Genomic DNA, 26,579 nt, shown 5'->3' with positions numbered 1-26,579 from the left:
AAAAGACGGGTGAATCCGACATGCACGGGGCGCAGGCTGGGGGAAAACCGACAACGAGGCGCGCGATGCAGACGATCCTTCCGTTTTACGACCCGGTGACATGGCTGGCACGGCACCGCCCCGACGCGCCGGTGATGTTCTTTTCGCCGCAGCGGTTGCGCGATACGGCGGCGCGGTTCCGCCGGGGCTTTCCGGGGCTGGTGACCTACGCGGTCAAGGCCAATCCCCGCGAAGAGGTGCTGGAAAACCTCGTCGCCGCCGGGCTGGAGGCGTTCGACGTCGCCTCGCCCGCCGAAATGGCGGCGGTGCGCGCGGTTTGCCCCGACGCGGTGCTGCATTACAACAACCCGGTGCGCAGCGTGGCCGAGGTGCGCGCGGCGCGGGGCTTCGGCGTGTGCTCGTGCTCGGTGGACAGTTTCGCGGAACTGGACAAGCTCGCCGGGGCGGGGATGGAGGAGATCAGCGTGCGGCTGGCCTTGCCGGTGGCCGGCGCGGCCTATGATTTCGGCGCCAAGTTCGGCGCCGCGCCCGAACTGGCCGAGGCGTTGCTGCGGCGGGTGGCCGATATGGGTGTGCGCCCGGCGATGACGTTTCACCCGGGCACGCAATGCGCCGATCCCGGTGCCTGGGCGGCTTACATCCGGGCTTGCGCAGAAATCGCGGCGCGGGCGGGGGTGCGGCTGGACCGGCTGAACGTCGGTGGCGGCTTTGCCGCGCATCGTGGCGGGACGGCCCCGGACCTTGAGGCGATATTCGCGCGGATCGGGGCGGAAACCGCGCGGTCCTTTGGCCCGGATGCCCCCGCGCTGGTCTGCGAGCCGGGCCGCGCGATGGTGGCCGACGCCTATGTGCTGGCCACCCGCGTCAAGGCGCGGCGGGGTAGGGAGGCGCTGTTTCTGAACGACGGAATTTACGGTGCGCTGGCCGAATGGCGCGACATCGCGCCGGGCGACAGGGTGCAGGTCATCGCGCCGGATGGCACGCCGCGCGGCGGTGCGCCCCGGCCGCAGGTGGTCTACGGGCCGACCTGCGACAGCCTTGACCGGCTGCCCGACCCGCTGATGCTGCCCGCCGACACAGCCGAGGGCGATTTCGTGCTGTTCTCGGCCATGGGGGCCTATTCGCTGGCGCTGGCCACGCGGTTCAACGGCTTCGGGCCGTCCGGGGTGGTGACCACCACCTGACGGGCATCGTGTGACGCCCGCCGGAAACCTCAGGCCTTGAGATGCTCGAACATGTGCTTGTTCAGGCAAAAGCCGGGCACCTCGCCCTGCGGGCCGTCGCGCAGGTGGCTCTGGCATTCGCCGACATGGGTGCAATGGGTGCACAGCATCACCGCGCTGCGCAGGCCCGAGGCGCTCAGCTCTCCGACCTGGAGTTGCCTGTTGAGGTCGACGCCGCCCTTTTCGGCCACCGCGGTAAGCAGGTCGAAATGCAGGTCCGCCTTGTTGAGCATGGCCTCAATCTTCTTGAACATCGCCCTCTCCTTTCCTCGGATCGTCGGGTTTGATTGACTGTGTTCACTAAATACGATTCTCGCCGGGTCCACCTTGATTTGCATCAAGCGGGCTCTGGACAGCGGGACAGCATCGGCTAGTCTCGCCCGGACAGGATGCGCGAAGGGGAAGACGATGGAGAAATTCGGCAGGAGCCAGCCGGTCAGGCGGGTCGAGGATGTGCGGTTTCTGACCGGACAGGGGCGGTATGTCGACGATATCGCGCCAGAGGGGGCGCTGTACGGCGTGGTCCTGCGCTCGCCGGTGGCGCATGGGCGGATTGCCGGGCTGGACGTGACGGATGCGCGCGCCGCACCCGGCGTGCATCTGGTGCTGACCGCCGACGACCTGGCCGCGGACGGGATCACCGAGGGTATGGTCGCAAGCGTGGTGGACAACCGCGACGGCACCAGGGGCGCCGCGCCGCGCCGGCCGCTGCTGGCCGAGGGCAAGGTGCGCTTTGTCGGTGAGCCGGTGGCGATGGTCTTTGCCGACAGCCTTGCGCAGGCGCGCGACGCGGCCGAGATGATCGTGCTGGATATCGACGACCTGCCCGCCAAGCTGGACCTGGCGGCGGGCGGCGAGGCGCTGCATGACGAGGCGCCGGACAACCGCGCCTTCGACTGGGGGCTTGGCGACGAGGGCGCCTGCCAGTCGGCGCTGGAGGGGGCCGCGCATGTGGTGCGCATGGCGGTGGACGACAACCGCGTCATCGTCAACTCGATGGAGCCGCGCGGCTGTTTCGCCGAGTGGGACGGTGCGCGCCTGCACCTGTCGGTCAACGGGCAGGGCGTCTGGGGCCCCAAGGGGCAACTGGCGAAGATCCTGAAGCTGGACGAGGCCAGCGTGCGCGTCACCAATCCCGATGTGGGCGGCGGCTTCGGCATGAAGGCGATGACCTACCCGGAATATTTCCTGTGCGCGCATGCCGCGATGACGCTGGGCCGCCCGGTGCGCTGGATGTCGGACCGGACCGAGGCGATGCTGAGCGACAATGCCGGCCGCGACCTCGTGCACGAGGTCGCGCTGGGGTTCGACGAGAACCTCAAGCTCGTGGCCTATCGCGTTGATACCAAATGCAACCTTGGCGCCTATAACAGCCAGTTCGGGCAGCCGATCCAGACCCAGCTGTTCAGCCGGGTGCTGACCGGCGTCTACGACGTGCAGGACGCCTATCTGCATGTGGAGGGCTACTACACCAACACCACGCAGGTCGATGCCTATCGCGGCGCGGGCCGCCCCGAGGCGAATTACGTGCTGGAGCGTGCGATGGACATGGCCGCGCGCGAGCTGGGCGTGGACGGCTGGGATCTGCGCCGCCGCAGCTTCATCAGGGCCGAGCAGTTTCCCTATGCCACGATGGCGGGGGAAACCTATGACGTCGGCGATTTCCACCTTGTGCTGGACCATGCCGCCCGCACCGCCGAGCTGGACGGGTTCGCCGCGCGGCGCAAGGCGTCCGAGGCGCGGGGCAGGCTGCGCGGCATCGGCCTGTGTTACTATATCGAAAGCATTCTGGGCGACCCTTCCGAAGGCGCGAAGGTGGAATTCAACGAGGATGGCACCGTGTTCATCTATGTCGGCACGCAATCGAACGGGCAGGGGCACGAAACCGTCTATGCCCGGTTCCTGAGCGATCAGACCGGCATCCCGTTCGAGGCGATCACCGTGATCCAGGGCGACAGCGACCGCATCGCGCAGGGTGGCGGCACCGGCGGGTCACGCTCGGTCACCGTGCAGAACAACGCCACGCTGGCCACGGTGGACCGCATGATCGCGGCCTTCACGCCCTATCTGGCCGGCAAGATGGGCGTGGCCGAGGCGGATGTGCGTTTTGACGACGAAACCTTTCGCGCGCCGGGATCGAACCTGACCCCGACGATGCTGGAGGTTGCGGCAATGGCCCGCGCCGACGGGCGCGACGACCTGCTGATGCACGAGGCGCGCGCCACGCTGGAGGCGCGCAGTTTCCCCAACGGCGCCCATGTGGCCGAGGTCGAGGTCGACCCCGAAACCGGCGTTGTCACGCTGGACCGCTATTCGGTGGTCGACGATTTCGGCAACCTGATCAACCCGATGCTGGCCGAGGGGCAGGTGCATGGCGGGGTGGCGCAGGGCGTCGGGCAGGCGCTGAGCGAAAGCGTGGTCTACGATGCCGACGGGCAGTTGCTCACGGCAACGTTCATGGACTACGCGATGCCGCGGGCCAATGATCTGCCGATGATCGCGTTCGAGACCGAGCCGGTGCCGTCGACCGCGAACGTCATGGGGATGAAGGGATGCGGCGAGGCCGGCACCGTAGGCGCGATGGCGGCCACGGCCAATGCCGTCTTCGATGCGCTCTGGACACGCGGGGTGCGGCGGGCCGACATGCCGTTTACCCCGCACCGGGTATGGAACATGCTGAACGATGCAATGGAGAACGCTGCATAAGAAGATCCTGTCATGGATCTGGCCGGGCCGCGCGCCCGTCCGCTCGGCGCCGGTCCGGCGCGAAGGCGGGCTGATCCATGCCATCATCCTGGACGGCACCATGAGCTCGATGGAGCCGGGATCGGAAACCAATGCCGGGCTGGCCTGCCGCGTGCTGAACCGGATCGGCGCGCCCGTCACCGTCTATTACGAACCGGGTGTGCAATGGCTGGACTGGCGCAGCACGCCGGACGTGATGATGGGGCGCGGCATCAACCGCCAGATCCGCCGCGCCTATGGCTATCTCGCCAGCCGCTACCGTCCGGGCGACCGCATCTTCCTGCTGGGCTATTCGCGCGGGGCCTATGCGGTGCGCAGCCTGGCCGGGGTGATCGACAGCGTCGGGCTGCTGCGCCCCAAACACGCGACCGAGCGCAATATCATGACCGCCTATCGCCATTACCAGGCGACGCCGGGCAGCGAGGTGGCGCAGGCATTCACCCGCGCCTATTGCCACCCGAAGGTCGAGATCGAGATGCTGGGCGTCTGGGACACGGTCAAGGCGCTGGGCCTGCGCCTGCCGTTCCTGTGGCACTGGTCGGAACAGAAGCACGCCTTTCACAACCATCATCTTGTCGGATCTGTGAAGAACGGGTTTCACGCGCTGGCGCTGGACGAAACCCGCTCGGTCTTTGCGCCGGTGATGTGGGATTGCACCGGCGACCGCCCCGGCCGGGTCGAGCAGGTCTGGTTCCGCGGCACCCATGGCGATGTGGGCGGCCACCTGGGCGGGTTCGAGGCGGCGCGCCCGCTGGCCAATATCCCGCTGGTCTGGATGCTGGAGCGGGCCCAGCTTTGCGGGCTGCCGCTGCCGGTCGACTGGCGTGAAGAGTTCCCCTGCGATGTCGAGGCGCCCTCGGTCGGCACCTGGCGCGGGCTGGGCAAGCTGTTCCTGCTGCGCCACCGGCGCGTGCCCTGCGTCGACCGGAGCGAGCGGTTCCACGAAACCCTGATCCAGACGCGCAACGGCCTCACCGCGCCGCTGGTCGATCCGGTGCAGGGCTGAGCGCGGCGGGGCCGCGCCCGGATCAGCCCATCTTCATGATGATGCAGGTGGTCGAGCCGGTGGCGTACAGCCTGTCATCCTCGATGCCGCGAATCTCGCCATTGGCGATGCCGGTGGAGCGGCCCGCGTGCTGGCACCAGCCGGTGGCGCGCACGGCCATGCCCAGCGTGATCGGGCGCAGGATATTCACCTTGTATTCCAGCGTGGTATAGACCGATCCCTTGGGCACGCGGGTCATCACCGCGCAGGCCATGCAACTGTCGAGCAGCGTGCCGTACCAGCCGCCATGCAGCGTGCCCATCGGGTTGGTAAAGCGGAACTCGGGCACGCCTTCGAAGGCGACCTGCCCCTCTTCGACCTCGGTGATCCGGTAGTTGAGTGCCTGCGCGATGGGCGGGCCGGGCAGGCGGCCGTCCAGCACCATCCGCATGGTTTCCAGCCCCGACCGGCTGGCGGTTTCTTCCATCGTCGGCAGATCGTCGGGCGAGCTGGCGTAGCGGCGTTCGGTCATGGCATGTCCCCGTTTGTCGCGCCGAGGGTATCCCGGCGCGAAACGGGGGCAAGCGTTACGCCACGTTTTCCAGTTGCACCCGGGGCGTCACGCCAAGCGCGTGGCAGACGTCGCGCGTCAGTTCGGGGCGGTTCAGCGTGTAGAAATGCAGCCGCTTCACCCCGCCCTCGATCAGTTCGCTGCACAGCTCGGTGCACAGCGCCGTGGCCAGCAGGTCGGCGCGGTCGTCGCGCAGCGCCTTGTCGAAGGCATCGTCCAGCCAGCCCGGCACCGAGGTGCCGCATTTCAGGGCAAAGCCGCGCGCGCCCTTCCAGTTCTCGATCGGCAGGATGCCCGGCGTGAGGCGGTCGCCGTCGATCCCGGCCTTCTGGCAGGCATCGCGGAAACGGAAGAAGGTGTCCGATTCGAAAAAGAACTGGGTCAGCGCCTCGTCCGCACCGGCGTCCAGCTTGCGCTTGAGCCAGTCGACATCCGCCGCCGTATCGGGCGAATCGGGGTGCTTTTCGGGATAGGCGCCGACGCGGATGGTGAATTTTCCGGTGTCGGCCAGCGCCGCGATCAGCTCGACCGAGTTGGCGAAACCGTCCGCGTGGGGGCGGAACCCGTCCGACCCCTTGGGTGGATCGCCGCGCAGCGCCACGATCTCGTTCACGCCGGCCTCGGCAAAGCCGTTGGCGATTTCTAGCGTTTCGTCGCGCGAGGCGTTCACGCAGGTCAGGTGCGCGGCCACGTTCAGCCCGCTTGTCTTGTGCAGGGTCGCCACCGCGTCGCGCGTCAGGTCGCGCGTGGTGCCGCCGGCGCCATAGGTAACGGATACGAAACGCGGCCCGAGCGGGGCCAGCACATTGACCGTGTCCCACAGCCGGAACGACGCCTCGAGCGTCTGGGGCGGGAAAAATTCGAAGGAAACGTCGGGCGTGCGCATGGCGGGGTATCCTTTTGGTTTCGGTCCTTGTCGCAGGTGCAGCATTGTGAGACAACTTCATAATATCGAACATCAACATGAGGCGGCTGATAGGTGCATATCGAATTTCGTCATCTTCGCACGATCAAGGCCATTCACGAGGCGGGCGGCCTGGCCCGCGCGGCCGAGCAGCTGAACATCACGCAATCGGCCTTGTCCCACCAGATCAAGGGGATCGAGGATCAGGCCGGGGTCGAGCTGTTCGTGCGCCGCTCGAAACCGCTGAAACTGTCGGCGGCGGGGCAGCGGCTGCTGCGCGCGGCGGAACGCATCCTGCCCGAGATCGAGGCGCTGCAGGCCGAGTTTTCCGGCCTGCGCGAGGGCCATGCCGGGCGGATGCATATCGCCATCGAATGCCACGCCTGTTTCGAATGGCTGTTCCCGGTGCTTGAGCAGTTTCGCAAGACCTGGGCCGACGTGGACGTGGATATCCGCCCCGGCCTTGCCTTCGATGCGCTGCCCGCGCTGATGAAGGAAGAGGTCGACCTGGTGGTATCCTCGGACCCCGAGGACCTGCCGGGCGTCACCTTTACGCCGCTCTTCGATTACCAGCCGGTCTTTGTCGCCTCGTCGCAGCATCCGCTGGCGCAGAAGGCATGGATCGAGGCCGAGGATTTCCGCGGCGAGACGCTGATCACCTACCCGGTGGAGCGGTCGCGGCTGGACGTGTTCAGCCAGTTGCTGACCCCGGCCAAGGTCGAACCGGCGGCGGTGCGGCAGGCGGAACTGACGGCGGTGATCCTGCTGCTGGTGGCGTCGAACCGGGGTGTCAGCGTGCTGCCCGACTGGGTGGTGCGCGAAGTGAAATATTCCAGCGATTACGTCACCCGCCCGCTGACCGAGCATGGCATCACCCGCCGCCTTTACGCCGCCACGCGCAGCGACGACCTGGACAAGCCGTTCGTGCGCGACCTGATCCGCCTTGCCGGGGACGAGGCGCAGCGGATGCAGGCCGCTTAAGGCAGCGGCGCGGCGGTGGGGCCGCGCCCGCCCGTGCCTCAGCCGGCGATCTTCGCCGTCATCTCGACCAGGCGCCTGGCCTGGTGGGCGACCGCGGCCTTGCCGGCATCGTCGAACTGCCCGGCCTTTGCGGAGAACCCGTAGGGGTTGCCGCCGGCGGCAAAGATGCTGTCATCGGTATAGCCCGGCGTGACGATCACCGCGCCCCAATGCATCAGCGTGATATAGAATGCCAGCAGGGTGCTTTCCTGCCCGCCATGCGGGTTCTGCGCGCTGGTGGTGGCGGTGACGGTCTTGTTCGCCAGCTTCCCCTCCATCCAGAGCGGCCCCACCGTGTCGATGAAGACGCGCATCTGGCTGGGCATCGAGCCGAAGCGCGTCGGCCCGCTGAAGAAATAGCCGTCGGCCCATGTCATGTCGTCATGGCTGATTTCGGCGATGTCCTTCATCTTTTCCAGCTGGCTGGCCCAGGCTTCCTGTCCGTCGACCACCTCTTTCGGGGCGGTTTCGGCAAAGCGGCGCAGCCGCACCTCGGCACCCGCCGCGCGGGCGGCCTCGGCGGCGGCTTCGGCGACCTGGTGGTTGGTGCCATAGGTCGAATAGAACGCGATCAGTATCTTCGGTGTGCTCATCTGCATCTCCTGGTTTTTCCTTCGCAACGAAGGCAGGCCCAACATAGTTCCCCTGCGCCGGATGTCCTGTGCATCCCCGAGCAGCGCCTGTGCGCCGGCCCGCCGCGCCCATCGCCCCTTGGCAAGCCTGGCCCGGGCGCGTATACGCGCGCCCTGAACCACAGGAGCCGAACCATGCAGGGCAGCGCAAACCTCAACGTCATGATCAAGGCCGCACGCAAGGCGGGCCGGTCGCTGGTCAAGGATTTCCGCGAGGTCGAGAACCTGCAGGTCTCGATGAAGGGCGCGGGCGATTTCGTGTCGCGTGCCGATATCGCGGCCGAGGCCATCCTGAAGGAAGAGTTGCTGACCGCGCGCCCCAATTATGGCTGGCTGGCCGAAGAGGGCGGCGAGATCGAAGGCACCGACCCCACCCGCCGCTGGATCGTCGACCCGCTGGACGGCACCACCAATTTCCTGCACGGGTTGCCGCATTGGGCGATTTCCATCGCGCTGGAACACAAGGGGCAGATCGTGGCCGGCGTGATCTACGACGCCGCCAAGGACGAGATGTTCTATGCCGAAAAGGGGCAGGGCGCGTGGCTGAACGACAAGAAGCGCCTGCGCGTCTCGGGCCGGGCCCGCATGATCGAGGCGGTGTTTGCCACCGGCATCCCCTTTGCCGCCAAGCGCACGCTGCCGGCGACGCTGCAGGATCTGGCACGGCTGATGCCGGAATGCGCCGGGGTGCGGCGGTTCGGCTCGGCCGCGCTGGACCTGGCTTATGTGGCGGCGGGCCGCTACGACGGTTACTGGGAGCGCGAGCTGAACATCTGGGATATCGCCGCCGGGGCCCTTCTGGTGAGCGAGGCCGGCGGGCTGGTCGAGGGGCTGCGCGACGGACAGAACCCGCTGGACGGCAACCTGATCGCCGCCAACGGCACCGTTTTCGGCAGTTTCGCCAAGGTGATCCGCGCCGCCTGACCCTCAGCGGTCGCTGATATGGTTGACCCCGTCGGTCCAGCGGATCGGCTCGTAGTCGCGCGGGTTCACGCCCTCGATCGCGCCGAGGTTCACGCCGTATTGTGTCGGGTCCGACCGGCGCCGGTGGTGGGTGTAGATGCCGCAGACCGAGCAGAAATAGTGCCTGGCCGTCTTCGTGCCCCATTGGTAAAGCGTCAGCCTGTCGGCGCCTTTCACCACCTCCAGCCGGTCCAGCGGCACCATCACCGCCGCCGCGCCCCGCCGCCGGCAAAAGCTGCAATCGCAGCGGCTGGCCTCGGACAGCGGCTGGCCGGGGTCGATGCGCAGTTCGACCGCGCCGCAATGGCATGTGGCTTTCATCGGCGTCTCCTGACCGTGGGGATGTTGCTGCGCTGAAGCGCGTATTTCGCGTCGGGATGGGGCGGGTGCCCTTCGGTCCGGCGCCAGAACCGCGGCCCGCCCAGCCGCAGGAACAGCGGCAGCGTCAGCGCGATCCCGATCACGAAGCCGCCGGCATGGGCCCAGTAGGCCACCCCGCCGCCGTTCATGTCGGCGCCCACGCCGTTGAACAGTTGCAACGCGAACCACAGGCCCAGCATTGCCCAGGCCGGGACCGAGAAGATGCGGATGAAGAACACGATGATCACCAGCACATCCACCCGCGCCCTGGGAAACAGCAGCAGGTAGCCGCCCATCACCCCCGCGATCGCGCCCGAGGCGCCCACGGTGGGCACCGGCGACAGGGGCGCGGCGGCCACATGGGCCAGCGCCGCGCCGATGCCGCTGGCCATGTAGAAGGCGAGGAAGCCGAGGTGGCCCATCTCGTCCTCCAAGTTGTCGCCGAAGATCCACAAAAACAGCATGTTGCCGATGATATGCATCCATCCGCCATGCAGGAACATCGAGGTCACGACGGTGTGCCAGCCGCCGCCCGAGCTGACCTCGGCCGGGATCATCGCCCAGGTGCCGAAGAATGCCGCCAGCGCGCGCCCGTCGGTCATCATCGGCCAGTAGCTGAGGAACACCGCGATATTGATCGCCATCAGCGCATAGGTGACGAAGGGCGTGCGGTTCGACGGGTTGTGATCGCGGATCGGAAACATGGGGCGAACGATTGGGGGTTTTGCCGCCGGGGTCAAGCGCGGGCGTGAGCCAGGGGGCGAAATGGCGGGCGCGGTGCGCATCCCCTTGTTGCCCGCGCATGCCCGCGCTAACAGTCAGGTCCGGCCTGGCCCGAGCGGGCGTGGTGGAATGGTAGACACATGGGACTTAAAATCCCTGGGGCGAAAGCCCGTGCCGGTTCGAGTCCGGCCGCCCGTACCAGGCCGGTGCCCCGATGCCCACCCCTGCTGTGCCAGCGACGCGCATCTGTATGGCGGGACGGATCTGCCATTTGAACGATGCACCCCACCCGGAACAGCCGCGCAAGCGGCCCGGGCATCGCATGGCCGCCCCCCGGCCGGGCGATTGGCTGCCGTAGTACTCCGCCTTGAGGGAGGATGTGGTTGGGCGATAAAATGCCAGTCACAGACCTCGGATCGCCCGACCGCGGCCGTGCGCCGCCCTTCGGTTGCGAATTGTCCGAATGCCGTGGAACGGCAGCGCAACGCACCGGCGTGCGGCGTGCGGATGAAGACAGGCGCCCCCGGCGTCATGCCGGGATTCTGCCCTGCTGCTTCAAACGGGATATCCCTGCCTCACAGGCAGTTCCCTGTGGCCGTTGTGGGGCGGCCTTACTCCCAGCAGTTCACCAGCGTGGTGAAATTCCCGGCCTCGGTGGTCAGGGTCTCGGGGTCGATCCGGCCCACCGTGTCGGTGGTGCGCGCCTCGATGCCCAGCCGGGTAAGTGCCTCAAGGATCGCGCTGCCGTGGCGGGCAAAGCTGACCTCGGGCGGAAGGGCGCGGCCCGCCGCGTCGCCGGAGCGGGGCAGGAGCATCCCGAGGACCGCGCCGCCGGCATCGACCACGGGCCCGCCGGCATCGCCGGGCAGGGTGGTCATGGCCAGCCGTTTCAGGGTTTCTTCGCCCTGCAGCCCGCGCAGATCGGCCAGCGTGCCGAAGGTGACGCTGGGCGCGCTCAGCACGCCGCCATAGGAATAGCCGGCAACCGCCACCTCGGATTGCAGGCGCGGCGTCGCCTTCTGGAAGGTTGCGATACCCAGCGGCGCAACCCCGCCGCGCGGCAGCAGAACGGCGACGCCGAGAACCGGATCGTCCAGCAGGATATCGGCCTCGGTCCCGTCCTCCAGCGTGATGGCGGAACAGTCCTGCACCGCCTCCGAGGCGGTCACCACCGTGCCCTGCCGGTCGATGTAAAAGCCCGAGCGCGACAGTTTCGGCTTGCGGATCTCCAGCCCCGACACAAGGTCGATGCTCTGGTCTTCGCTGATCTGCGCGGGGTTCAGCGTGCCGTCGAGCCGGGCAAAGCTTTTCTGCATCTCGCCCAGCAGCCGGGTGCGGCGTTCCTCGTCGCCGGCGGGCCAGATCAGGGTAAAGCCCTTGATCTCGCCGCCCTCCAGCCGCGCCTCGGTGTGGCTGACGAAATCGGGGCCTTCGCCGATCAGGAAAAAGCGGTTGTCCTCGCGGTTGCGCGGGCCGTCCTGCGGCACGATCTCAAGCGTCTGCATGATGTCGTAAAGGCCGAACAGCGTGTCCTGGTCGCCCTGCTGGCTGATCAGCAGCACGCTTGCCGGCAGGTCGCCCGTGGCGGTGTAATGGGCGAAGGGGTATTCGTATTTCTCGAACTCGACCGCCTCGGTCGGCAGGGCGATCTCGATCCCGGCCACCTCGTCGCGCACGGTCTGCAGGCCCAGCCCGTCCAGCACGGCGTTATACTGGCGCAACAGCCCGGCGCGCTGCATCGTGGTCAGAACGCCCGTCGGCTCGAACCCGTTGGCCTCCTGCCAGGCGGCCATGGAGTTGCGGGTGCCCCGGCCGAAGGCGCCGTCGATCGCCGCGTCGTAGAACCCGGCCCATTTCAGCGCGACCTGCAGCGCCTCGCGCTCCTCGCGGCTCAGCAGCGCCTCGCTGGCGCGGGCCTCGCGCGGGGTTTCGTCGGCGGGCTGGATCTCGGGTTCGGGCAGCGGCGGGGCGGCGGCGGTGTCGGTGTCCGGCTGCGGTGCGGCGGGGGCGGTGGCCGCGGGCCGGTTCAGGGCGTTGGCGCCGATGGGCCAGAACTGCTGGCCGAAATTGCGGGTGAAGGCGATGAAGCTGTCGCGCGGGATCGACCCCTCGGCGCGGTAGACGCGCAGCACCTGTTCGGCGTCGGTGCGGGCATAGGGGCCCAGCATGATGCCGTACCATCCGCCGCCCAGCGAAAACCCGTTCACGTCGGGCAGGTCCGCGGCGTAGACGCGCGCGCGCGCCTCGGCCTCGGCCAGCGTCGGTTGCGCCTCGATCTGGACCCAGACCACGTCGTCCTGCGCAACCGCGGCGCGCAGGGCGATCATCACGAAAAGAAGCGTTGCGAAAAGTCTTTGCATCATCTGCCGTCTGTCCAACCCTTAAGGTAGTATTCTGCCTGTCGTCGCAGTCTTCTACCAAATCAGGCGCGCGGCGCACCCCCAAATAATGCACGGGCCCGCAATTGACCCCGCCGCGCCCGCCACGTAAGCAGAGCGCGCGATTTCACCCGGCAACCAGGCGATGGCGAGAATGGCACGGCAACAGGAAAAACCCCGCAGTTTCCAGGAGATCATCCTGAGGCTTCAGACCTACTGGGCCGCAAAGGGCTGCGCGGTGCTGCAACCCTATGACATGGAGGTGGGCGCGGGCACCTTTCACCCGGCCACCACGCTGCGTTCGCTGGGCACGCAGCCCTGGGCCGCGGCCTATGTGCAGCCCTCGCGCCGGCCCACCGACGGGCGCTATGGCGAGAACCCCAACCGGCTGCAGCATTACTACCAGTACCAGGTGCTGATCAAACCCAGCCCGCCCGATCTGCAGGCGCTGTATCTGGGCAGCCTCGAAGCGATCGGCATCGACATGGAGCTGCACGATATCCGTTTCGTCGAGGATGACTGGGAATCGCCCACGCTGGGCGCCTGGGGCCTCGGCTGGGAGGTCTGGTGCGACGGCATGGAGGTCAGCCAGTTCACCTATTTCCAGCAGGTCGGCGGCCATGACTGCCACCCCGTTTCGGGCGAGCTGACCTATGGACTGGAACGGCTGGCGATGTATGTGCTGGGGATCGACCACGTGATGGACATGCCCTTCAACGATCCCGACGCGCCCATCGCGCTGAGCTATGGCGACGTGTTTCGCCAGACCGAGCAGGAATACAGCCGCTGGAATTTCGACGTTGCCGATACCGCGGTGCTGCTGCGCCATTTCGAAGAGGCCGAGGCCGAATGCGAGGCGATCCTGGCCTGCGACGACACCGACCCCAAGACCGGCCTGCGCATCGTCATGGCGCACCCGGCCTATGACCAGTGCATCAAGGCCAGCCACATCTTCAACCTGCTGGACGCGCGCGGGGTGATCTCGGTCACCGAACGGCAAAGCTATATCGGCCGCGTCCGCGCGCTGGCCAGACAATGCGCCGACGCCTTCGTGCGCACCGGGGCGGGGGGCTATGCGGGCTGATGGGCAAGTTTCTGGCGGGGATGATCGTGATCTGTGCTCTGGCGGCCGGGATCGGCATCTATTACCTGCAAATCTATGCCTTCTACGAACCCGTCGCCGCGACGGGCAGCGATGACGTGCAGATGACGGTGATGGCCACCGGCCAGCCCGAACCCATCCTTTACGAGGATTTCCAGGCCATCGACGCCACCAGCAGCCCGATCCGCTATCGCGCCTGTTTCACCACCACGATGAGCCAGGCGATGATGTCGGAAACCTATCAGCCCTACGACAACGCGGTCCCGCTGGAGGCGCCGGGCTGGTTCGACTGTTTCGATGCCGGCGAAATCGGCACCGCCCTGACCGACGGGCAGGCGCTGGCCTTCATGGGCACCGAAAACATCACCTACGGCGTCGACCGGATCGTCGCTATCCTGCCGGACGGGCGCGGCTTTGTCTGGCACCAGATCAACCATTGCGGCGAGCTTGTCTTCGACGGGCAGCCCACCCCCGAAGACTGCCCCGAACCGCCGGAGAGCAACTGAGATGCCCAACCTTCTGATCGAACTCTTCTCCGAGGAAATTCCCGCCCGCATGCAGGCGCGCGCGGCCGAGGATCTGAAAAAACGCATGACCGATGGTTTGGTCGAGGCCGGGCTGACCTATGCCGGGGCCGCCGCCTTTTCCACCCCGCGCCGGCTGGCGCTGGCCGTCGACGGGCTGCTGGCCGAAAGCCCGACGACGAGCGAGGAACGCAAGGGCCCGCGCGTCGATGCGCCGGAAAAGGCGATCGAGGGGTTCCTGCGCGGCGCCGGCGTGGGCCGCGACCAGCTGGAAATCCGCGACGAGAAAAAGGGCCAGGTCTATTTCGCAACCATCACCCGCCCCGGCCGCCCCGCGGCGCAGATCGTGGCCGAGGTGCTGGAATCCGTGATCCGCGATTTCCCCTGGCCCAAGTCGATGCGCTGGGGCAGCGGCAGCCTGCGCTGGGTGCGCCCGCTGCATTCGATCCTGTGCATCCTGACCGATGATGCGGGCGAGGCGCAGGTGGTGCCGATGGAGGTGGACGGCATCGCCGCCGGCAACACCACCGAGGGGCACCGCTTTATCGGTTCCGGGCGGTTCAGCGTCCGCAGCTTCGACGACTACCAGGCCAAGCTGAAACGCGACCGGGTGATCCTGGACGCGGGCGAGCGCGCCGATCACATCTGGCAGGAGGCGACCAACCTGGCCTTCGCGCAGGGTCTGCAGGTGGTCGAGGATCGCGGCCTGCTGGCCGAGGTCGCGGGGCTGGTGGAATGGCCCGTCGTGCTGATGGGCGGGATCGGCGAGGATTTCCTGGGCCTGCCGCCCGAGGTGCTGCAGACCTCGATGAAGGAGCACCAGAAATTCTTTTCGGTGAAGAACCCGAAAACCGGCCGGATCGAGAAATTCATCACCGTCGCCAACCGCGAAACCGCCGATCACGGCGCCACCATCCTTGCCGGCAACCAGAAGGTGCTGGCGGCGCGGTTGTCGGATGCGCGGTTCTTCTGGGAAAACGACCTGCGTGTGGCAAAGGAGCAGGGGCTGGAGGCGTGGACCGACCGGCTGTCGAACGTCACCTTCCAGCACCGGCTTGGATCGCAACGCGCGCGGATCGAACGGATCGCCGCGCTGGCGCGCGAGATCGCGCCGCTTGTGGGCGCCGGGCCGGACCTTGCCGTGCAGGCCGCGCGGGTGGCCAAGGCCGACCTGAGTTCGGAAATGGTTTACGAATTCCCCGAGCTTCAGGGCCTGATGGGCCGCTACTATGCCGAAGCCGCCGGGCTGCCGCCCGAGGTGGCCGCCGCCTGCGAAGAGCATTATTCGCCCCTCGGCCCGTCCGACGACGTGCCCACCGCGCCGGTGTCGCTGGCGGTGGCGCTGGCCGACAAGCTCGATACCCTGACCGGGTTCTGGGCCATCGACGAGAAACCCACCGGTTCGAAAGACCCCTATGCGCTGCGCCGCGCCGCGCTGGGCGTTATCCGCATCGTGCTGGCGAACGGGCTGCGGCTGCACCTCGACCGGTTCGTGGACGGGCAACTGGTGCGCCACAAGATCGCGCTGAACCGCGCCGATGCCAGCCCCGACGAGATCGACACGCTGGAAGAGGTGCTGGACGAAATCGCCGATCACGGCGTGTTCGGCGCGGCCTTCCGCGCGGTGATGGACAGGTTGCAGGGGAGCAAGGACGCGCCCGACCTGGGCGACGGTTCGCTGCTGCGCACGGTGGGCGACCTGGTGCCGGACCTGTCCACCGACCTGCTGGCGTTCTTCCACGACCGGCTCAAGGTGCACCTGCGCGACCAGGGGATGCGCCATGACGTGATCGACGCCTGCCTTGCGCTGGATGGCGGCGACGACCTGACGCTGGTGGTCGCCCGCGCCGGTGCGCTGGGCGCGTTCCTGCAGACCGAGGATGGCGGCAACCTGTTGCAGGGCTTCAAGCGCGCCAACAACATCCTGACCCAGGCCGAGGACAAGGACGGGGTGGAATATTCCTTTGGCGCGGACGTGAAATTTGCCGAAACCGACGAGGAAAAGGCGCTGTTCGCCGCGCTGGACGCGGCCGAGGCGAAGATCGGCCCGGCCATGCAGGCCGAGGATTACGCCGCCGCGATGGGCGCGATGGCCGACATGCGCGCGCCGATCGACGCGTTTTTCGATGCCGTGCAGGTCAATGCGGAAAACGATGTGGTGCGCCGCAACCGCCTGAACCTGCTGGCGCGCATCCGCGGCATCTGCCTGCAGGTGGCCGACCTGACCCGTATCGAGGGCTGAGGGGACGGGCAGGGGGGGGGGCTGCCCCCCGTCGCCTTCGGCGCCTCCCCCATTTCCCGAGAGAGGAAACACCGGCGCAAGCGATCAACAGCGCCCTTGCGTTACCGATATGTGCGCGTATTCTGCGCGCATCTGAAAAGGATGCCGCATTGCAGCATATCGACCCCGATATCACCCTTGTCACCCCCGGCGCACCGCTGAGCGCGGTCACGCATGGCGGGCGGGCGAAGTGCCTTCAGCGCCTTGTGCGGCTGGAGATGCCGGTGCCCGTGACCGTCGCGCTGTCCTTTGACGCGGTGCACCGGATCGCGCAGGGCGAGATGCCGGACATGGGCAGGCTGCTGGCCCCCTTCGGGCCCGCGCCGCTGCTGTGCGTGCGCCCGTCCTCGGAAGATCCCGACTGGGGCGGGCCGGGGGCGATCCTGAATATCGGCATGAACGATGCGCAGTTCGTCGACCTGTCCGACCGCATCGGCAAGGAGGCCGCCGCCGCGCTTTATACCCGGTTCGTGCAGGCCTATGCGATCCATGTCGCGCGGCTTGACCCGGATGCCTTCGAACATGTGACGCAGGGCGGGCAGGACGGGCTGTCCGAGGTGCTGCGCGCCTATGAAGAGGAAACCGAAGAGGCGTTTCCCCAGGACCCGGCGGTGCAGCTTGCCGAGGTGCTGCGCTCGATGGCGCGCGCGTGGGAGGGCACGACCGCGCGGCTTTTGCGGCAGGCCAAGGGCGCACCGGCCGATGCCGGGCTGGGCCTTGTGGTGCAGGCCATGGCGCTGGGGCTGGGGCTGGGCGAAAGCGGCTCGGGCGTGATCCAGCTGGTCGACAGCCAGACCGGCGCGCCGCGGATCATCGGCCGTTACCTGCGCGAAAGCCAGGGCCGCGACGCGCTGGAACGCCGCAACGAAGCGGTGTTCCTGGCCCATGATGCGCGCGGTCCCAGCCTCGAGGACCTGGCGCCCGACGCCTTTGCCGAGCTCAAGGGCATCACCGCCCGGATGCGCGCCCGCCTGCGCGAGGAAATGCAGGCCGAGTTCACCATCGAGGACGGTGTGGTGCATATCCTTGACGGTGTGCGCGTGGCGCGCAGCGCCCGCGCGGCGGTGCGCATCGCCGTGCAACTGGCCGAGGACGGTATCATCCCCCGCGAAGAGGCGTTGCTGAGGGTCGAGCCGCGCGCGCTGAACGAGCTGCTGCACCGGCAGGTCGATCCCGAGGCCGACCGCGACGTGCTGGCCAGCGGCATCGCCGCCAGCCCCGGCGCCGCGACCGGGCGCATCGTGTTCTCCGCCGCCGAGGCGCAGGCCAGCGCCGCGCGCGGCGAGGCCTGCGTGCTGGTGCGGCGCGAAACCAGCCCCGAGGATATCCGCGGCATGCACGCCGCCGTTGCCGTGCTGACCGAACGCGGCGGCATGACCAGCCACGCCGCGGTGATCGGGCGCGGCATGGGGCTGCCCTGCGTCGTGGGCGCCAGCGCGCTGAACTTTCATATCCGCGCCCGGATGCTGGTGGCGCCCGACGGGCGCGAGCTGCACCAGGGCGACATCATCACCGTCGACGGCACCAACGGGCAGGTCCTGGCGGGCGAGCCCGCGATGATCGAGGCCGCCGAGGACGACGCGCTGCTGACGCTGATGACATGGGCCGACGACGTGCGCGATATCGGCGTGCGCGCCAATGCCGATACACCCGCCGACGCCCAGACCGCGCGGAATTTCAAGGCGCAGGGCATCGGGCTGTGCCGGACCGAGCACATGTTCTTCGAGGCCGACCGCCTGACCGTGATGCGCGAGATGATCTTTGCCGACACCTCGCCCGACCGCGCGGCGGCGCTCGACCGGCTGCTGCCGATGCAGCGCGCGGATTTCACCGAGCTGTTCCGCATCATGCAGGGGCAGCCGGTCTGCATCCGCCTGTTCGACCCGCCGCTGCACGAATTCCTGCCCTCGGACCGCGCCGGCCACCGCGAGCTGGCCGAGGCGCTGGACCTGCCGCTGTCGGACGTGACCCGCCGGGTCGATGCGTTGGCCGAATACAACCCGATGCTGGGGATGCGCGGCGTGCGGCTGGGCATCACCGTGCCGGAAATCTACGACATGCAGGCGCGCGCCATCTTCGAGGCGACGATCGAGGCCAGCCGCGACGGCGACCCGGTGGTGCCCGAGATCATGATCCCGCTGGTTTCGGCCAAGCGCGAGGTCGAGCTGGTCAAGACCCGCGTCGACGCGGTGGCCGCCGCCGTGCGCACCGAAACCGGCAAGAATTTCACCTACCGGCTGGGCGTGATGGTGGAAACGCCCCGCGCCGCCCTGCGCGCCGCCGAGATCGCGCCGCACAGCGCCTTCCTGTCCTTCGGCACCAACGACCTGACGCAGATGACCTATGGGCTCAGCCGCGACGATGCGGGGCGGTTCATGTCGGCCTATGTGCAGCAGAACGTGTTTCCCGAAGACCCGTTTCACACGCTGGATCAGGACGGGGTGGGCGAGCTGCTCAAGATCGCGGCGGAACGCGGGCGCAGCGCGCGGCCGGACCTTGTGCTGTCGATCTGCGGCGAGCATGGCGGCAGCCCCGAATCAATCGCCTTCTGCCGCGCGGCGGGGTTCGATTACGTGTCCTGTTCGCCGTTTCGCGTCCCGGTAGCACGGCTTGCCGCGGCCCAGCTGGCGGTGCGCGACAAAATCGGGTAGCACCTGCGCGGATTTCCGCAAGATATGTCTTTTTCAGGCCAGCCATGCGCTGGATGCAACCCTGCTTTGGGCCGGGCGGGCTGGACCTGTGGCAAAAAATTGTCATAAAAGCCCGGTTTTCGCCACGTTACGCGACAGGAAGGGGGGACTCATGTTTCGGATCATTCTGAGTGCATTGATCATCCTGAGCGCGGGTGCAGCCGGGGCCGAGCAATCGCTCGAACAGGTCATCCGCATGGAACAGCGCGAGCTGGCCAGACTGCCATCTGACCGGATCGACGCGCTGCTGCGCCGCCCGCAGGGCGCAGGCAACGTCAGCTACAGCCGCGAATGGCTGGAAAGCCAGCCCAGTGCCAGGGGCGGGCCCGAATGGCGTTGCCTGGCCGAGGCGCTGTATTTCGAGGCCCGCGGCGAAAGCGTGAAGGGCCAGTTCGCCGTGGCCGAGGTGATCCTGAACCGGGTCGACAGCCCCAACTATCCCGACACCGTCTGTGGCGTGGTGCACCAGGGGACGGGCCGGAAATATGCCTGCCAGTTCACCTATACCTGCGACGGGCACAAGGACGTCATCCGCGAAGCCGGCGCGTTCGAACAGGTCGGCAAGGTCGCCGGGCTGATGGTCGGCGGCGCGCCGCGCCCGCTGACGCAGGGCGCCACCCATTACCACACCACCGCCGTCAGCCCGCGCTGGGCGCGCAAGTTCCCGCGCACCGCGAAGATCGGCGTACATCTCTTCTATCGCCACCCGCACGAGATGGTGCAGAACTGACCCCGTGACGCAAACGGGCCGCGCGGTGCCGCGCGCGGCGCGGCAACGGATGGCGCGGGCGATAGGCTGCGCGCGACTGCAACAGGGCCGGGGGCTTTGCGCGCCATGAGCGACGAGATCAGATGGGCCTTTGCCCACCCTTCCGAGCGCGCCGCCGCCACGGCGGAGGGCACGCCGCTCGACCGGATCTCGCTGCGCGACCACATCGTCGAGGTCGAGATCGGCGCCTTCCAGGCGGAACGCGGCACCACCCAGCGTATCTGCTTCAACGTGGTGGTCGAAGTCACGCCGCCCGACAACATCCTTGACGACGATGTCGATACCATCCTGTCCTACGACAAGGTGACCGAGGCCATCGCGCACGAGCTGGCCGAGGAACGGCTGAACCTGCTGGAAACGCTGGCCGAGAAACTGGCCGATCGCATCCTGCTGGAACCGCAGGCGGTGCGTGTCTTCGTGCGGATCGAAAAGCTGGATCGCGGTCCCGGCGCGCTGGGGGTCGAGATCGTGCGCGCGCGCAAGGACACCACGCCGCGCCGCATCGCCAGCGACAAGCCGCATCCGCAGGTGGTCTACCTGTCGAACGCGGCCATCGCCTCGGACAATCTGGGCGCGTGGATCGACCAGTTGGAGGCCGGGCATCGCCCGACGATCATCTGCGTGGGTCCCGCCGACACGCCCGCACCGCAGGCCGGGCACAAGCTGGCGCAGCGCCGGATCGACCTGCTGGCGATCGAGCAGAACGCCTGGGTGCTGGCCGGGCGCGACGCGCGCTGCGTGGTGGTGAATTCGCGCACCGAACTCGACTGGTCGATGCGGCACGACCAGATCAGCGTCTGGGCGCCCTCGAAAATCGTGCTGGACGCGGTCGACGGCCCCTCGGCCAGCCCGCGCGACGCGCTGGGGCTGGTGCTGTGGTTCGCCCGCTTCATGGAGGCCGCCGACATGCTGGTCATCGGCGCGGCGCTGCCCGACGCGCCCGACCTGCCGCTGCGCGCGGTGGCGACCGATGTCCGGGTGATCTGAGCCTTGCAAAGCCGCCCGCGATCGGCGACCAGATGGCCATGAGCGATTATTACCGACCCCTCGTGCAATCCGGGCCTGCCCGGCCCGACGGGGCGCTGCCGCTGGCCGGCGGTGCGCTGTGGTTCACCCATGCCGAACAGCTGCGCCGGGATGCGCCGGCGCGTGTGGTGCCGGCGGGCGACATCCCCGACCCTGTGCGGACCCGGCTGACCGCCCCGCGCGCCCCCGTGGCAGGCCTGTCGATGGAGGTGCCGCGCGTCATGGGCATCCTGAACGCCACGCCGGACAGCTTTTCCGATGGCGGGCTCTACCACGATCCGCGCAAGGCGGTGGCGCATGGCGCAAGGATGATCGCGGAAGGGGCCGACATCATCGACGTGGGCGGCGAATCCACCCGCCCCGGCGCCGAAACCGTCGCGCCCGGGGACGAGGCCGCGCGCGTCGCCCCGGTGATCGCCGCGCTGCGGGCGGCCGGGCCCACGCCGATCTCGATCGACACGCGCAAGACCGCCGTCGCGCAGGCCGCGGTGGCGGCGGGGGCCACGCTGGTCAACGACGTGGCGGGCTTTACCTACGATCCCGGACTGGCCCCGTTCTGCGCCATGCACGCCCTGCCGGTCTGCGTGATGCACGCCCAGGGCGATCCCGCGACGATGCAGCAAAACCCCAGCTACGACAACGTGTTGCTGGACGTTTACGATTTCCTGCATGAACGGTTGGAAACCCTGACCGCGCTGGGTATTCCGCGCGGGCGCATCGTGGTCGATCCCGGCATCGGCTTCGGCAAGACCGCCGCTCATAACCTGCTGCTGCTGAACCGGATCGGCCTGTTTCACGGGCTGGGCTGCCCGATCCTGCTGGGTGCCTCGCGCAAGCGGTTCATCGGCACCATCGGGCAGGCGCCGGAACCGGCCGACCGCATGGCGGGTTCGGTCGCGGTGGCACTGGCGGGCGTGGCGCAGGGGGTGCAGATCGTCCGGGTGCATGACGTGCGCGAAACCGTGTCGGCGCTGGCGCTGTGGCAGGCGGTGCAGGGGGGCGCTGCCCCCGTCGCCTGACGGCGACTCCCCCGGAGTATTTCGGGCAAGATGAAGGGTGTTCAGCCGCGTGCGAAAAGCCGCCGCAGCGCGCCATACTGGCTGAGCGCGACGCCGCACAGGATCAGCGCCATCGCCACCAGCAGCGAGGCGCGCAGCGGCTCGCCCAGCAGCAGGACGCCCAGCAGCACCGACCACACCGGCACCTGGTAGTTGGTCAGGCTCATGAACACCGGACCGGCGCTGCGGATCACCGACACCCGCAGCATGTTGGCGGCGGCGGTTGGGATCAGGCCCAGAAAGGCCAGCAGGCCCAGCCCGTAGAGGCCGGGATTGGCGGGCGCACCTTCGACCGTGACGGCCATCGCCAGCACGAAAACCGCGCCGATCAGCAGGGTGACGCCCGACAGGCCCACCGGGTCGATCGCCGGCAGGCGCCGCATCAGCACCGAGGACAGGGCATAGCACGCCGCCGCACCGAGACAGGCAAGCTGGCCCCAGGTCTCGCCCGCGACGCCGGTCGAGCGGAAGGCATCCGGCCCGATCAGCACCAGCACGCCGACAAAGCCGATCACGAACCCGGCCAGCCGGCGCAGGGTCATCCGTTCGCCGGGCACCATGACATGCGCCAGCGGCAGCACGACCAGCGCCACGGCGGCCATGCTGACGCCCGCGAAACCGGCAGTCACGTATTGCTGCCCCCAGGCCAGCAGCATGAAGGGCACGGCGGTGGACAGCAGGCCGATCAGGATCAGGTTGGGCCAGTCGCGGCGCTGTTCGAGGAACAGCCGCCGGCCCCGCAGCACCCAGACGACCAGTGTCAGCGCCGCGGCAAAGCCGATCCGCGCGCTGGCGATCCAGAACGGTGTCATCACCTCGAGCGCGAGTTCCGTCACCAGGAAGGTGCCGCCCCAGACAAGGCCCAGCGTCGCCACCATCGCCCAGCTTGCGCCGGTGATCTCGGGGGCAGGGGCGGCGGGGACGGTCGTGGCGGTCATGTCGGTATCCGGGCAAGGGGGTGCGCCCCTGATTGGGGCAGCGCCGCGCCACATGCAACCGCAAAAGCCGCCGCCATTCGCGTGCCCGGGGCGTCCGGCGCATGAAAAAAGGCGGACCCGCAGGCCCGCCTTTCCCTGTTCCGATCCCGGTGGCGGATCAGTTCTTTTCCTTGTCCACCATCTTGCCGGCGGAAATCCACGGCATCATGGCGCGCAGTTTCTCGCCCACTTCCTCGATCTGGTGGGCGTCGTTCATGCGGCGGGTGCCCTTGAAGAACGGCTGGCCCACGGCGTTTTCCTGCATGAAGTCGCGCACGAACTTGCCGGTCTGGATGTCGTGCAGGATCGCCTTCATCTCTTTCTTGGTCTGCTCATAGGGCAGCACGCGCGGCCCGCTGACATATTCGCCATACTCGGCCGTGTTCGAGATCGAGTAGTTCATGTTGGCGATGCCGCCCTCATAGATCAGGTCGACGATCAGCTTGACCTCGTGCAGGCACTCGAAATAGGCCATTTCCGGCGCATACCCGGCCTCGACCAGGGTTTCGAAGCCCATGCGGATCAGTTCGACCAGGCCGCCGCACAGAACCGCCTGTTCGCCGAAGAGGTCGGTTTCGCACTCTTCCTTGAAGTTGGTTTCGATGATGCCCGAACGCCCGCCGCCGATGGCCGAGCAATAGGACAGGCCGATTTCCAGCGCCTTGCCGGTGGCGTCGTTGTTCACCGCCACAAGGCAGGGCACGCCGCCGCCCTTGGTGTATTCGCCGCGCACGGTGTGCCCGGGGCCCTTGGGCGCCATCATGATGACGTCGACGCCGGGTTTCGGCTCGATCAGGCCGAAATGCACGTTCAGCCCGTGGGCAAAGGCGATGGCCGCGCCTTCGCGCAGGTTGTCGTGGACGTATTTCCTGTAGGTTTCCGCCTGCAATTCGTCGGGCATGGTGAACATGATCAGGTCGCACCAGGCCGCGGCTTCGGCGATGCCCATCACCTGCAGGCCCTCGGCTTCGGCCTTCTTGGCCGATGCGCTGCCTTCGCGCAGGGCGACGACCAGGTTCTTGGCACCCGAATCGCGCAGGTTCAGCGCGTGGGCGTGGCCCTGGCTGCCATAGCCCAGGATGGCCACTTTCTTGTCCTTGATCAGGTTGATGTCGCAATCGCGGTCGTAGTAAACGCGCATGGGTTTTCCTTTCCTTCCAGATGAAGGGCAGGATAGCGGTTTCGGCGGAAATTTCCGTTCATTATTCAGGTTCACCCAAGGAAGGGTGAGAAACTTCCGTCGAAAATTGCCGGTTCATGAAATAATCATGCGGCGATCGGGCGCGGCCCCCTGATGCGGAACGGCGCGGCGCGCGCGGTTTCGGGCCGGCTGCCCCGCGTGTCATGCGCCGCCAGCAAGAGCCGCGTTTCCGACCGGCTGAGCGCGGGACGGTTCAGAACCATCGGGCGGGTATCGAGGCCGGGGCAGGCGCGGTGCAGCGCGGCGCGCGCCTGCACATCCAGCGCGCCCATCGCCATCGCGCCGGTGAAAAGGCTTTCGCTTGCGATACCTTCCGAGAACAGCATCTCGTGGCTGTCCAGCAGCAGGTGCACGTAACGCGCCCGCGGCATCGGGCGGCGGGCGATCCCGGCCAGCCCGATCAGCGCCTTGGCGGGCACCAGCACCTCGTGATGGCCGAAATGCAGTTCGGCCAGGATCGAACGCAGGAACAGCCGGTGATTGGGCGACACCAGCAGCGCCCGCCGGTTGCCCAGTGCCCCTTGCGGGATGGCCACCGGCGCCAGCGGCCCCAGCCCGCAGGCATCGCTCTGCCCGCTCCAGCGCAGCGGCATCGGCCCGCGGTCGAGCGTATCGACCAGCGCGCCGGGTGCCAGTGTCTCGACGGGGCGGGGGCCGAAGGGCGTGCCGATCAGCGTGCCGGCCAGGAAACAGGGCACGGCCTCGGTGATTGGCGTGCTCATGCCGCTGCCGCCATAGCTCGACACGCCCTGGATGTAATGCAGCACCGTGCCCGGCGGCGGCTGTGCCCCTTCGAAGGTGATACCCACCACCGTCGTGGTATAGCCCTGGGTGATCGACACGCCGACCATGCGATAGGCGGTGCCGCTGTCGTCGAACAGCGTGACCTCGTATTCGTTTTCCACGTTGACGGGCGGCGGCGTCTGCCAGCGCACCGTTTCTTCGTTGGGGGTATAGGTCACGCCGTCGATGGTCACGGGCTGCGTCAGAAGCTGGTCGCTGACCGTCGAGCCCGAGAACGGGTCGTCGGTGAGATAGCCATCGGCATCGTCAAAGGACAGCGCGATGGCCTCGCCCGCGCCGGGGACGGTGATCTCCAGGTCGCTGGGGTTTTCCCAACTGAACGCATCGCCGTTCAGCGCGTTGCCGATGATGTTCGACTGGCTGGTCGCTCCGCCGCCCGCACGGGTGATCGTCACGCTCTGGGCGGAATAGATATGGATCGTGCGCTCGGTCACGGGTCTGCTGCTGCCTGCCTGATGCCCGGCGGTCCTTGCTGGCCGCCTGTTTGCATTGTTGTTCCATTCTGCCGCGATTTGCCCGCCGATGTGGAGGTATGAGGCGAAGGGCGGCGCGGGAATTCCCGGATTTGTGGCATTTTTGGCGCTTTCCCCGGTGCCGGGCCGGGCCCGGGCCGATTGACGGCGCCGGGCGGTTTTGCGAAAGATCAATTCCTGCATAAGGCGATTCCGGGAAAAATCATGCTCGACGATACCGACAGGCGCATTCTCCGCCAGCTTCAGGCCGCCCCCGAGCTGACCAATGCCGAGCTGGCCGAGCGCAGCGGGGTTTCGGCGGCAAGCTGCTGGCGGCGGGTCGAAAAGATGCAGGCGCGCGGCGTTATCCGCGGGCAGGAGGCGGTGATCGACTGGCAGGTGCTGGGCTATTCGGTCGAGGTTTCGTTGCGGATCACGCTGGACAAGACCCGGCCGCAGGCCTTCGACGAGTTCATTGCCGAGGCGCGAAAGGTGCCCGAAGTCCTTGAAATACAGACATTCCTGGGCCGGGTGGATACGCGGCTGCATGTCATCGCGCGGGATATGGCGCATTACCAGCAGGTCTATCGCACACGCATCCTGACCCTGCCGCATATCGCCGATATCGAGCCGCTGATGCATGTGGCCCGTATCAAGAGTGACGAGGCATTGCCGATATGATCGAGCTGGACGCCACCGACCGCGAGATCCTGCGCGCGCTGACCCGCGACGCCACGCAAAGCGCGGGCGCACTGGGCCGCCGTCTGGGCCTGTCGCAGCCGCAGGCGTGGCGCCGCATCGCCCGGCTGACCGAGGCGGGGGTGATCCGCCGCCGCCGCCTTGTGCTCGACCGCGAAAAGCTGGGCTTTGGCGTCACCGTCTTTCTGGGCGTGAAACTGGCCACCAAGGGTCGGGTGTCGCTTGAGGATTTCGAACGCGCGGTTTCGGCCATCCCCGAGGTGCAGACGGTCGAACATGTGCTGGGCCTGTTCGATTACCGGCTGAAAGTGGTGGCGCGCGACCTGCCCGATTTCGAACGGGTGCTGCGCCGCCGGATCATGACGCTGCCCGGCGCGGGCGATGTCGAGGCCAACGTGATCCTCAGCGAAGAGCGGCTGCAGGGGCCGATCGGCTGATTGGCTTTTGCCGCGCCACGCGCTAGCAGGGGGGAGAAACCGGAAAAAACGGAGG

24 protein-coding genes and 1 tRNA gene are annotated in these 26,579 nt (G+C 67.7%); 15 read left to right on the top strand and 10 right to left on the bottom strand.

Features of this window, described 5'->3' with window-relative positions:
- Positions 1-65 precede the first annotated feature (65 nt).
- Complete coding sequence (locus F3H87_RS09845; protein ID WP_149788909.1) at positions 66-1,184, top strand: type III PLP-dependent enzyme; 1,119 nt, start codon at positions 66-68, stop codon at positions 1,182-1,184.
- Positions 1,185-1,213: 29 nt separating this feature from the next.
- Here the strand turns inward: F3H87_RS09845 and F3H87_RS09840 are convergent, their stop codons facing one another.
- Positions 1,214-1,477 (bottom strand): DUF6455 family protein, encoded by a 264-nt coding sequence (locus F3H87_RS09840; protein ID WP_149788910.1) that lies wholly within the window; start codon positions 1,475-1,477, stop codon positions 1,214-1,216.
- A 154-nt stretch (positions 1,478-1,631) separates the two neighbouring features.
- Between F3H87_RS09840 and F3H87_RS09835 the strand changes: the two genes are divergently transcribed.
- Positions 1,632-3,929, top strand: a complete 2,298-nt coding sequence (locus F3H87_RS09835; protein WP_149788911.1) for a xanthine dehydrogenase family protein molybdopterin-binding subunit — start codon at positions 1,632-1,634, stop codon at positions 3,927-3,929.
- Positions 3,907-4,974, top strand: a complete 1,068-nt coding sequence (locus F3H87_RS09830) for a DUF2235 domain-containing protein (RefSeq protein WP_149788912.1) — start codon at positions 3,907-3,909, stop codon at positions 4,972-4,974. The genes F3H87_RS09835 and F3H87_RS09830 overlap by 23 nt, the downstream gene beginning before the upstream one ends.
- A gap of 22 nt (positions 4,975-4,996) precedes the next feature.
- Here the strand turns inward: F3H87_RS09830 and F3H87_RS09825 are convergent, their stop codons facing one another.
- Together F3H87_RS09825 and metF are read right to left on the bottom strand one after the other, a co-directional pair.
- Positions 4,997-5,485, bottom strand: a complete 489-nt coding sequence (locus F3H87_RS09825) for a PaaI family thioesterase (RefSeq protein WP_149788913.1) — start codon at positions 5,483-5,485, stop codon at positions 4,997-4,999.
- 55 nt (positions 5,486-5,540) lie between these two features.
- Positions 5,541-6,410 carry a methylenetetrahydrofolate reductase [NAD(P)H] gene (gene metF, locus F3H87_RS09820; RefSeq protein WP_149788914.1) on the bottom strand — a complete coding sequence of 290 codons (870 nt, stop codon included), beginning with the start codon at positions 6,408-6,410 and terminating at the stop codon, positions 5,541-5,543.
- A 93-nt stretch (positions 6,411-6,503) separates the two neighbouring features.
- Between metF and F3H87_RS09815 the strand changes: the two genes are divergently transcribed.
- The gene (locus F3H87_RS09815) at positions 6,504-7,409 is read left to right on the top strand and encodes a LysR family transcriptional regulator (RefSeq protein WP_149788915.1); all 906 of its coding nucleotides are present in this window, start codon (positions 6,504-6,506) and stop codon (positions 7,407-7,409) included.
- Between the two features lie 38 nt (positions 7,410-7,447).
- On the opposite strand, the gene wrbA is transcribed toward F3H87_RS09815, so the two are convergent.
- Positions 7,448-8,041, bottom strand: a complete 594-nt coding sequence (wrbA, locus tag F3H87_RS09810) for an NAD(P)H:quinone oxidoreductase (protein WP_149788916.1) — start codon at positions 8,039-8,041, stop codon at positions 7,448-7,450.
- Positions 8,042-8,215: 174 nt separating this feature from the next.
- Here wrbA and F3H87_RS09805 point away from each other — a divergent pair, with 174 nt between their 5' ends.
- A complete protein-coding gene (locus tag F3H87_RS09805; protein WP_149788917.1) occupies positions 8,216-9,004 on the top strand; it encodes an inositol monophosphatase family protein in 789 nt (262 codons plus the stop codon).
- Positions 9,005-9,007: 3 nt separating this feature from the next.
- Here the strand turns inward: F3H87_RS09805 and F3H87_RS09800 are convergent, their stop codons facing one another.
- Together F3H87_RS09800 and F3H87_RS09795 are read right to left on the bottom strand one after the other, a co-directional pair.
- Positions 9,008-9,364, bottom strand: a complete 357-nt coding sequence (locus tag F3H87_RS09800) for a GFA family protein (protein ID WP_149788918.1) — start codon at positions 9,362-9,364, stop codon at positions 9,008-9,010.
- A complete protein-coding gene (locus F3H87_RS09795) occupies positions 9,361-10,107 on the bottom strand; it encodes a rhomboid family intramembrane serine protease (RefSeq protein ID WP_149788919.1) in 747 nt (248 codons plus the stop codon). Before F3H87_RS09795 ends, F3H87_RS09800 begins: the two co-directional genes overlap by 4 nt.
- A 134-nt stretch (positions 10,108-10,241) precedes the next feature.
- Between F3H87_RS09795 and F3H87_RS09790 the strand changes: the two genes are divergently transcribed.
- Positions 10,242-10,327 (top strand) — tRNA-Leu (locus F3H87_RS09790).
- Between the two features lie 410 nt (positions 10,328-10,737).
- On the opposite strand, the gene F3H87_RS09785 is transcribed toward F3H87_RS09790, so the two are convergent.
- A complete protein-coding gene (locus tag F3H87_RS09785) occupies positions 10,738-12,486 on the bottom strand; it encodes a serine protease (RefSeq protein ID WP_149788984.1) in 1,749 nt (582 codons plus the stop codon).
- A gap of 172 nt (positions 12,487-12,658) precedes the next feature.
- Here F3H87_RS09785 and F3H87_RS09780 point away from each other — a divergent pair, with 172 nt between their 5' ends.
- From F3H87_RS09780 to folP, 7 genes are all read left to right on the top strand, one after another.
- Complete coding sequence (locus F3H87_RS09780; RefSeq protein WP_149788920.1) at positions 12,659-13,588, top strand: glycine--tRNA ligase subunit alpha; 930 nt, start codon at positions 12,659-12,661, stop codon at positions 13,586-13,588.
- The gene (locus tag F3H87_RS09775; RefSeq protein WP_149788921.1) at positions 13,588-14,112 is read left to right on the top strand and encodes a DUF6446 family protein; all 525 of its coding nucleotides are present in this window, start codon (positions 13,588-13,590) and stop codon (positions 14,110-14,112) included. The genes F3H87_RS09780 and F3H87_RS09775 overlap by 1 nt, the downstream gene beginning before the upstream one ends.
- A 1-nt stretch (position 14,113) precedes the next feature.
- A complete protein-coding gene (gene glyS / locus F3H87_RS09770; RefSeq protein ID WP_149788922.1) occupies positions 14,114-16,372 on the top strand; it encodes a glycine--tRNA ligase subunit beta in 2,259 nt (752 codons plus the stop codon).
- Positions 16,373-16,521: 149 nt separating this feature from the next.
- A complete protein-coding gene (locus tag F3H87_RS09765; protein ID WP_149788923.1) occupies positions 16,522-19,062 on the top strand; it encodes a putative PEP-binding protein in 2,541 nt (846 codons plus the stop codon).
- 151 nt (positions 19,063-19,213) lie between these two features.
- Positions 19,214-19,831 carry a cell wall hydrolase gene (locus tag F3H87_RS09760; RefSeq protein ID WP_149788924.1) on the top strand — a complete coding sequence of 206 codons (618 nt, stop codon included), beginning with the start codon at positions 19,214-19,216 and terminating at the stop codon, positions 19,829-19,831.
- Between the two features lie 105 nt (positions 19,832-19,936).
- On the top strand, positions 19,937-20,857 hold the full coding sequence (locus F3H87_RS09755) for a dihydroneopterin aldolase (protein WP_149788925.1): 921 nt from the start codon (positions 19,937-19,939) through the stop codon (positions 20,855-20,857).
- Positions 20,858-20,895: 38 nt separating this feature from the next.
- Positions 20,896-21,915, top strand: a complete 1,020-nt coding sequence (gene folP / locus F3H87_RS09750) for a dihydropteroate synthase (protein WP_149788926.1) — start codon at positions 20,896-20,898, stop codon at positions 21,913-21,915.
- A gap of 41 nt (positions 21,916-21,956) precedes the next feature.
- Here folP and F3H87_RS09745 read toward each other — a convergent pair whose 3' ends face one another.
- From F3H87_RS09745 to F3H87_RS09735, 3 genes are all read right to left on the bottom strand, one after another.
- On the bottom strand, positions 21,957-22,892 hold the full coding sequence (locus F3H87_RS09745; protein ID WP_223228024.1) for a DMT family transporter: 936 nt from the start codon (positions 22,890-22,892) through the stop codon (positions 21,957-21,959).
- 157 nt (positions 22,893-23,049) lie between these two features.
- Positions 23,050-24,072 (bottom strand): ketol-acid reductoisomerase, encoded by a 1,023-nt coding sequence (ilvC, locus tag F3H87_RS09740; RefSeq protein WP_149788927.1) that lies wholly within the window; start codon positions 24,070-24,072, stop codon positions 23,050-23,052.
- 125 nt (positions 24,073-24,197) lie between these two features.
- Complete coding sequence (locus F3H87_RS09735; protein ID WP_188129231.1) at positions 24,198-25,370, bottom strand: Hint domain-containing protein; 1,173 nt, start codon at positions 25,368-25,370, stop codon at positions 24,198-24,200.
- A 243-nt stretch (positions 25,371-25,613) separates the two neighbouring features.
- Between F3H87_RS09735 and F3H87_RS09730 the strand changes: the two genes are divergently transcribed.
- Complete coding sequence (locus F3H87_RS09730; RefSeq protein WP_149788929.1) at positions 25,614-26,069, top strand: Lrp/AsnC family transcriptional regulator; 456 nt, start codon at positions 25,614-25,616, stop codon at positions 26,067-26,069.
- The gene (locus tag F3H87_RS09725) at positions 26,066-26,524 is read left to right on the top strand and encodes an Lrp/AsnC family transcriptional regulator (RefSeq protein WP_149788930.1); all 459 of its coding nucleotides are present in this window, start codon (positions 26,066-26,068) and stop codon (positions 26,522-26,524) included. Before F3H87_RS09730 ends, F3H87_RS09725 begins: the two co-directional genes overlap by 4 nt.
- Positions 26,525-26,579 lie beyond the last annotated feature (55 nt).

Origin of the sequence: Lutimaribacter pacificus (genome assembly GCF_900142185.1) — a bacterium.
GTDB lineage: Bacteria > Pseudomonadota > Alphaproteobacteria > Rhodobacterales > Rhodobacteraceae > Lutimaribacter > Lutimaribacter pacificus.
This window is presented reverse-complemented; position numbering and strand designations above follow the sequence as displayed.

Excerpts from the sequence above, each read along its gene's own strand:
- F3H87_RS09845 (WP_149788909.1), top strand. The coding sequence starts at position 66 with ATGCAGACGATCCTTCCGTTTTACGACCCGGTGACATGGCTGGCACGG.
- F3H87_RS09840 (WP_149788910.1), bottom strand. The coding sequence starts at position 1,477 with ATGTTCAAGAAGATTGAGGCCATGCTCAACAAGGCGGACCTGCATTTC.
- F3H87_RS09835 (WP_149788911.1), top strand. The coding sequence starts at position 1,632 with ATGGAGAAATTCGGCAGGAGCCAGCCGGTCAGGCGGGTCGAGGATGTG.
- F3H87_RS09830 (WP_149788912.1), top strand. The coding sequence starts at position 3,907 with ATGCAATGGAGAACGCTGCATAAGAAGATCCTGTCATGGATCTGGCCG.
- F3H87_RS09825 (WP_149788913.1), bottom strand. The coding sequence starts at position 5,485 with ATGACCGAACGCCGCTACGCCAGCTCGCCCGACGATCTGCCGACGATG.
- metF (WP_149788914.1), bottom strand. The coding sequence starts at position 6,410 with ATGCGCACGCCCGACGTTTCCTTCGAATTTTTCCCGCCCCAGACGCTC.
- wrbA (WP_149788916.1), bottom strand. The coding sequence starts at position 8,041 with ATGAGCACACCGAAGATACTGATCGCGTTCTATTCGACCTATGGCACC.
- F3H87_RS09805 (WP_149788917.1), top strand. The coding sequence starts at position 8,216 with ATGCAGGGCAGCGCAAACCTCAACGTCATGATCAAGGCCGCACGCAAG.
- F3H87_RS09800 (WP_149788918.1), bottom strand. The coding sequence starts at position 9,364 with ATGAAAGCCACATGCCATTGCGGCGCGGTCGAACTGCGCATCGACCCC.
- F3H87_RS09795 (WP_149788919.1), bottom strand. The coding sequence starts at position 10,107 with ATGTTTCCGATCCGCGATCACAACCCGTCGAACCGCACGCCCTTCGTC.
- F3H87_RS09785 (WP_149788984.1), bottom strand. The coding sequence starts at position 12,486 with ATGCAAAGACTTTTCGCAACGCTTCTTTTCGTGATGATCGCCCTGCGC.
- F3H87_RS09780 (WP_149788920.1), top strand. The coding sequence starts at position 12,659 with ATGGCACGGCAACAGGAAAAACCCCGCAGTTTCCAGGAGATCATCCTG.
- F3H87_RS09775 (WP_149788921.1), top strand. The coding sequence starts at position 13,588 with ATGGGCAAGTTTCTGGCGGGGATGATCGTGATCTGTGCTCTGGCGGCC.
- glyS (WP_149788922.1), top strand. The coding sequence starts at position 14,114 with ATGCCCAACCTTCTGATCGAACTCTTCTCCGAGGAAATTCCCGCCCGC.
- F3H87_RS09760 (WP_149788924.1), top strand. The coding sequence starts at position 19,214 with ATGTTTCGGATCATTCTGAGTGCATTGATCATCCTGAGCGCGGGTGCA.
- F3H87_RS09755 (WP_149788925.1), top strand. The coding sequence starts at position 19,937 with ATGAGCGACGAGATCAGATGGGCCTTTGCCCACCCTTCCGAGCGCGCC.
- folP (WP_149788926.1), top strand. The coding sequence starts at position 20,896 with ATGAGCGATTATTACCGACCCCTCGTGCAATCCGGGCCTGCCCGGCCC.
- F3H87_RS09745 (WP_223228024.1), bottom strand. The coding sequence starts at position 22,892 with ATGACCGCCACGACCGTCCCCGCCGCCCCTGCCCCCGAGATCACCGGC.
- ilvC (WP_149788927.1), bottom strand. The coding sequence starts at position 24,072 with ATGCGCGTTTACTACGACCGCGATTGCGACATCAACCTGATCAAGGAC.
- F3H87_RS09730 (WP_149788929.1), top strand. The coding sequence starts at position 25,614 with ATGCTCGACGATACCGACAGGCGCATTCTCCGCCAGCTTCAGGCCGCC.
- F3H87_RS09725 (WP_149788930.1), top strand. The coding sequence starts at position 26,066 with ATGATCGAGCTGGACGCCACCGACCGCGAGATCCTGCGCGCGCTGACC.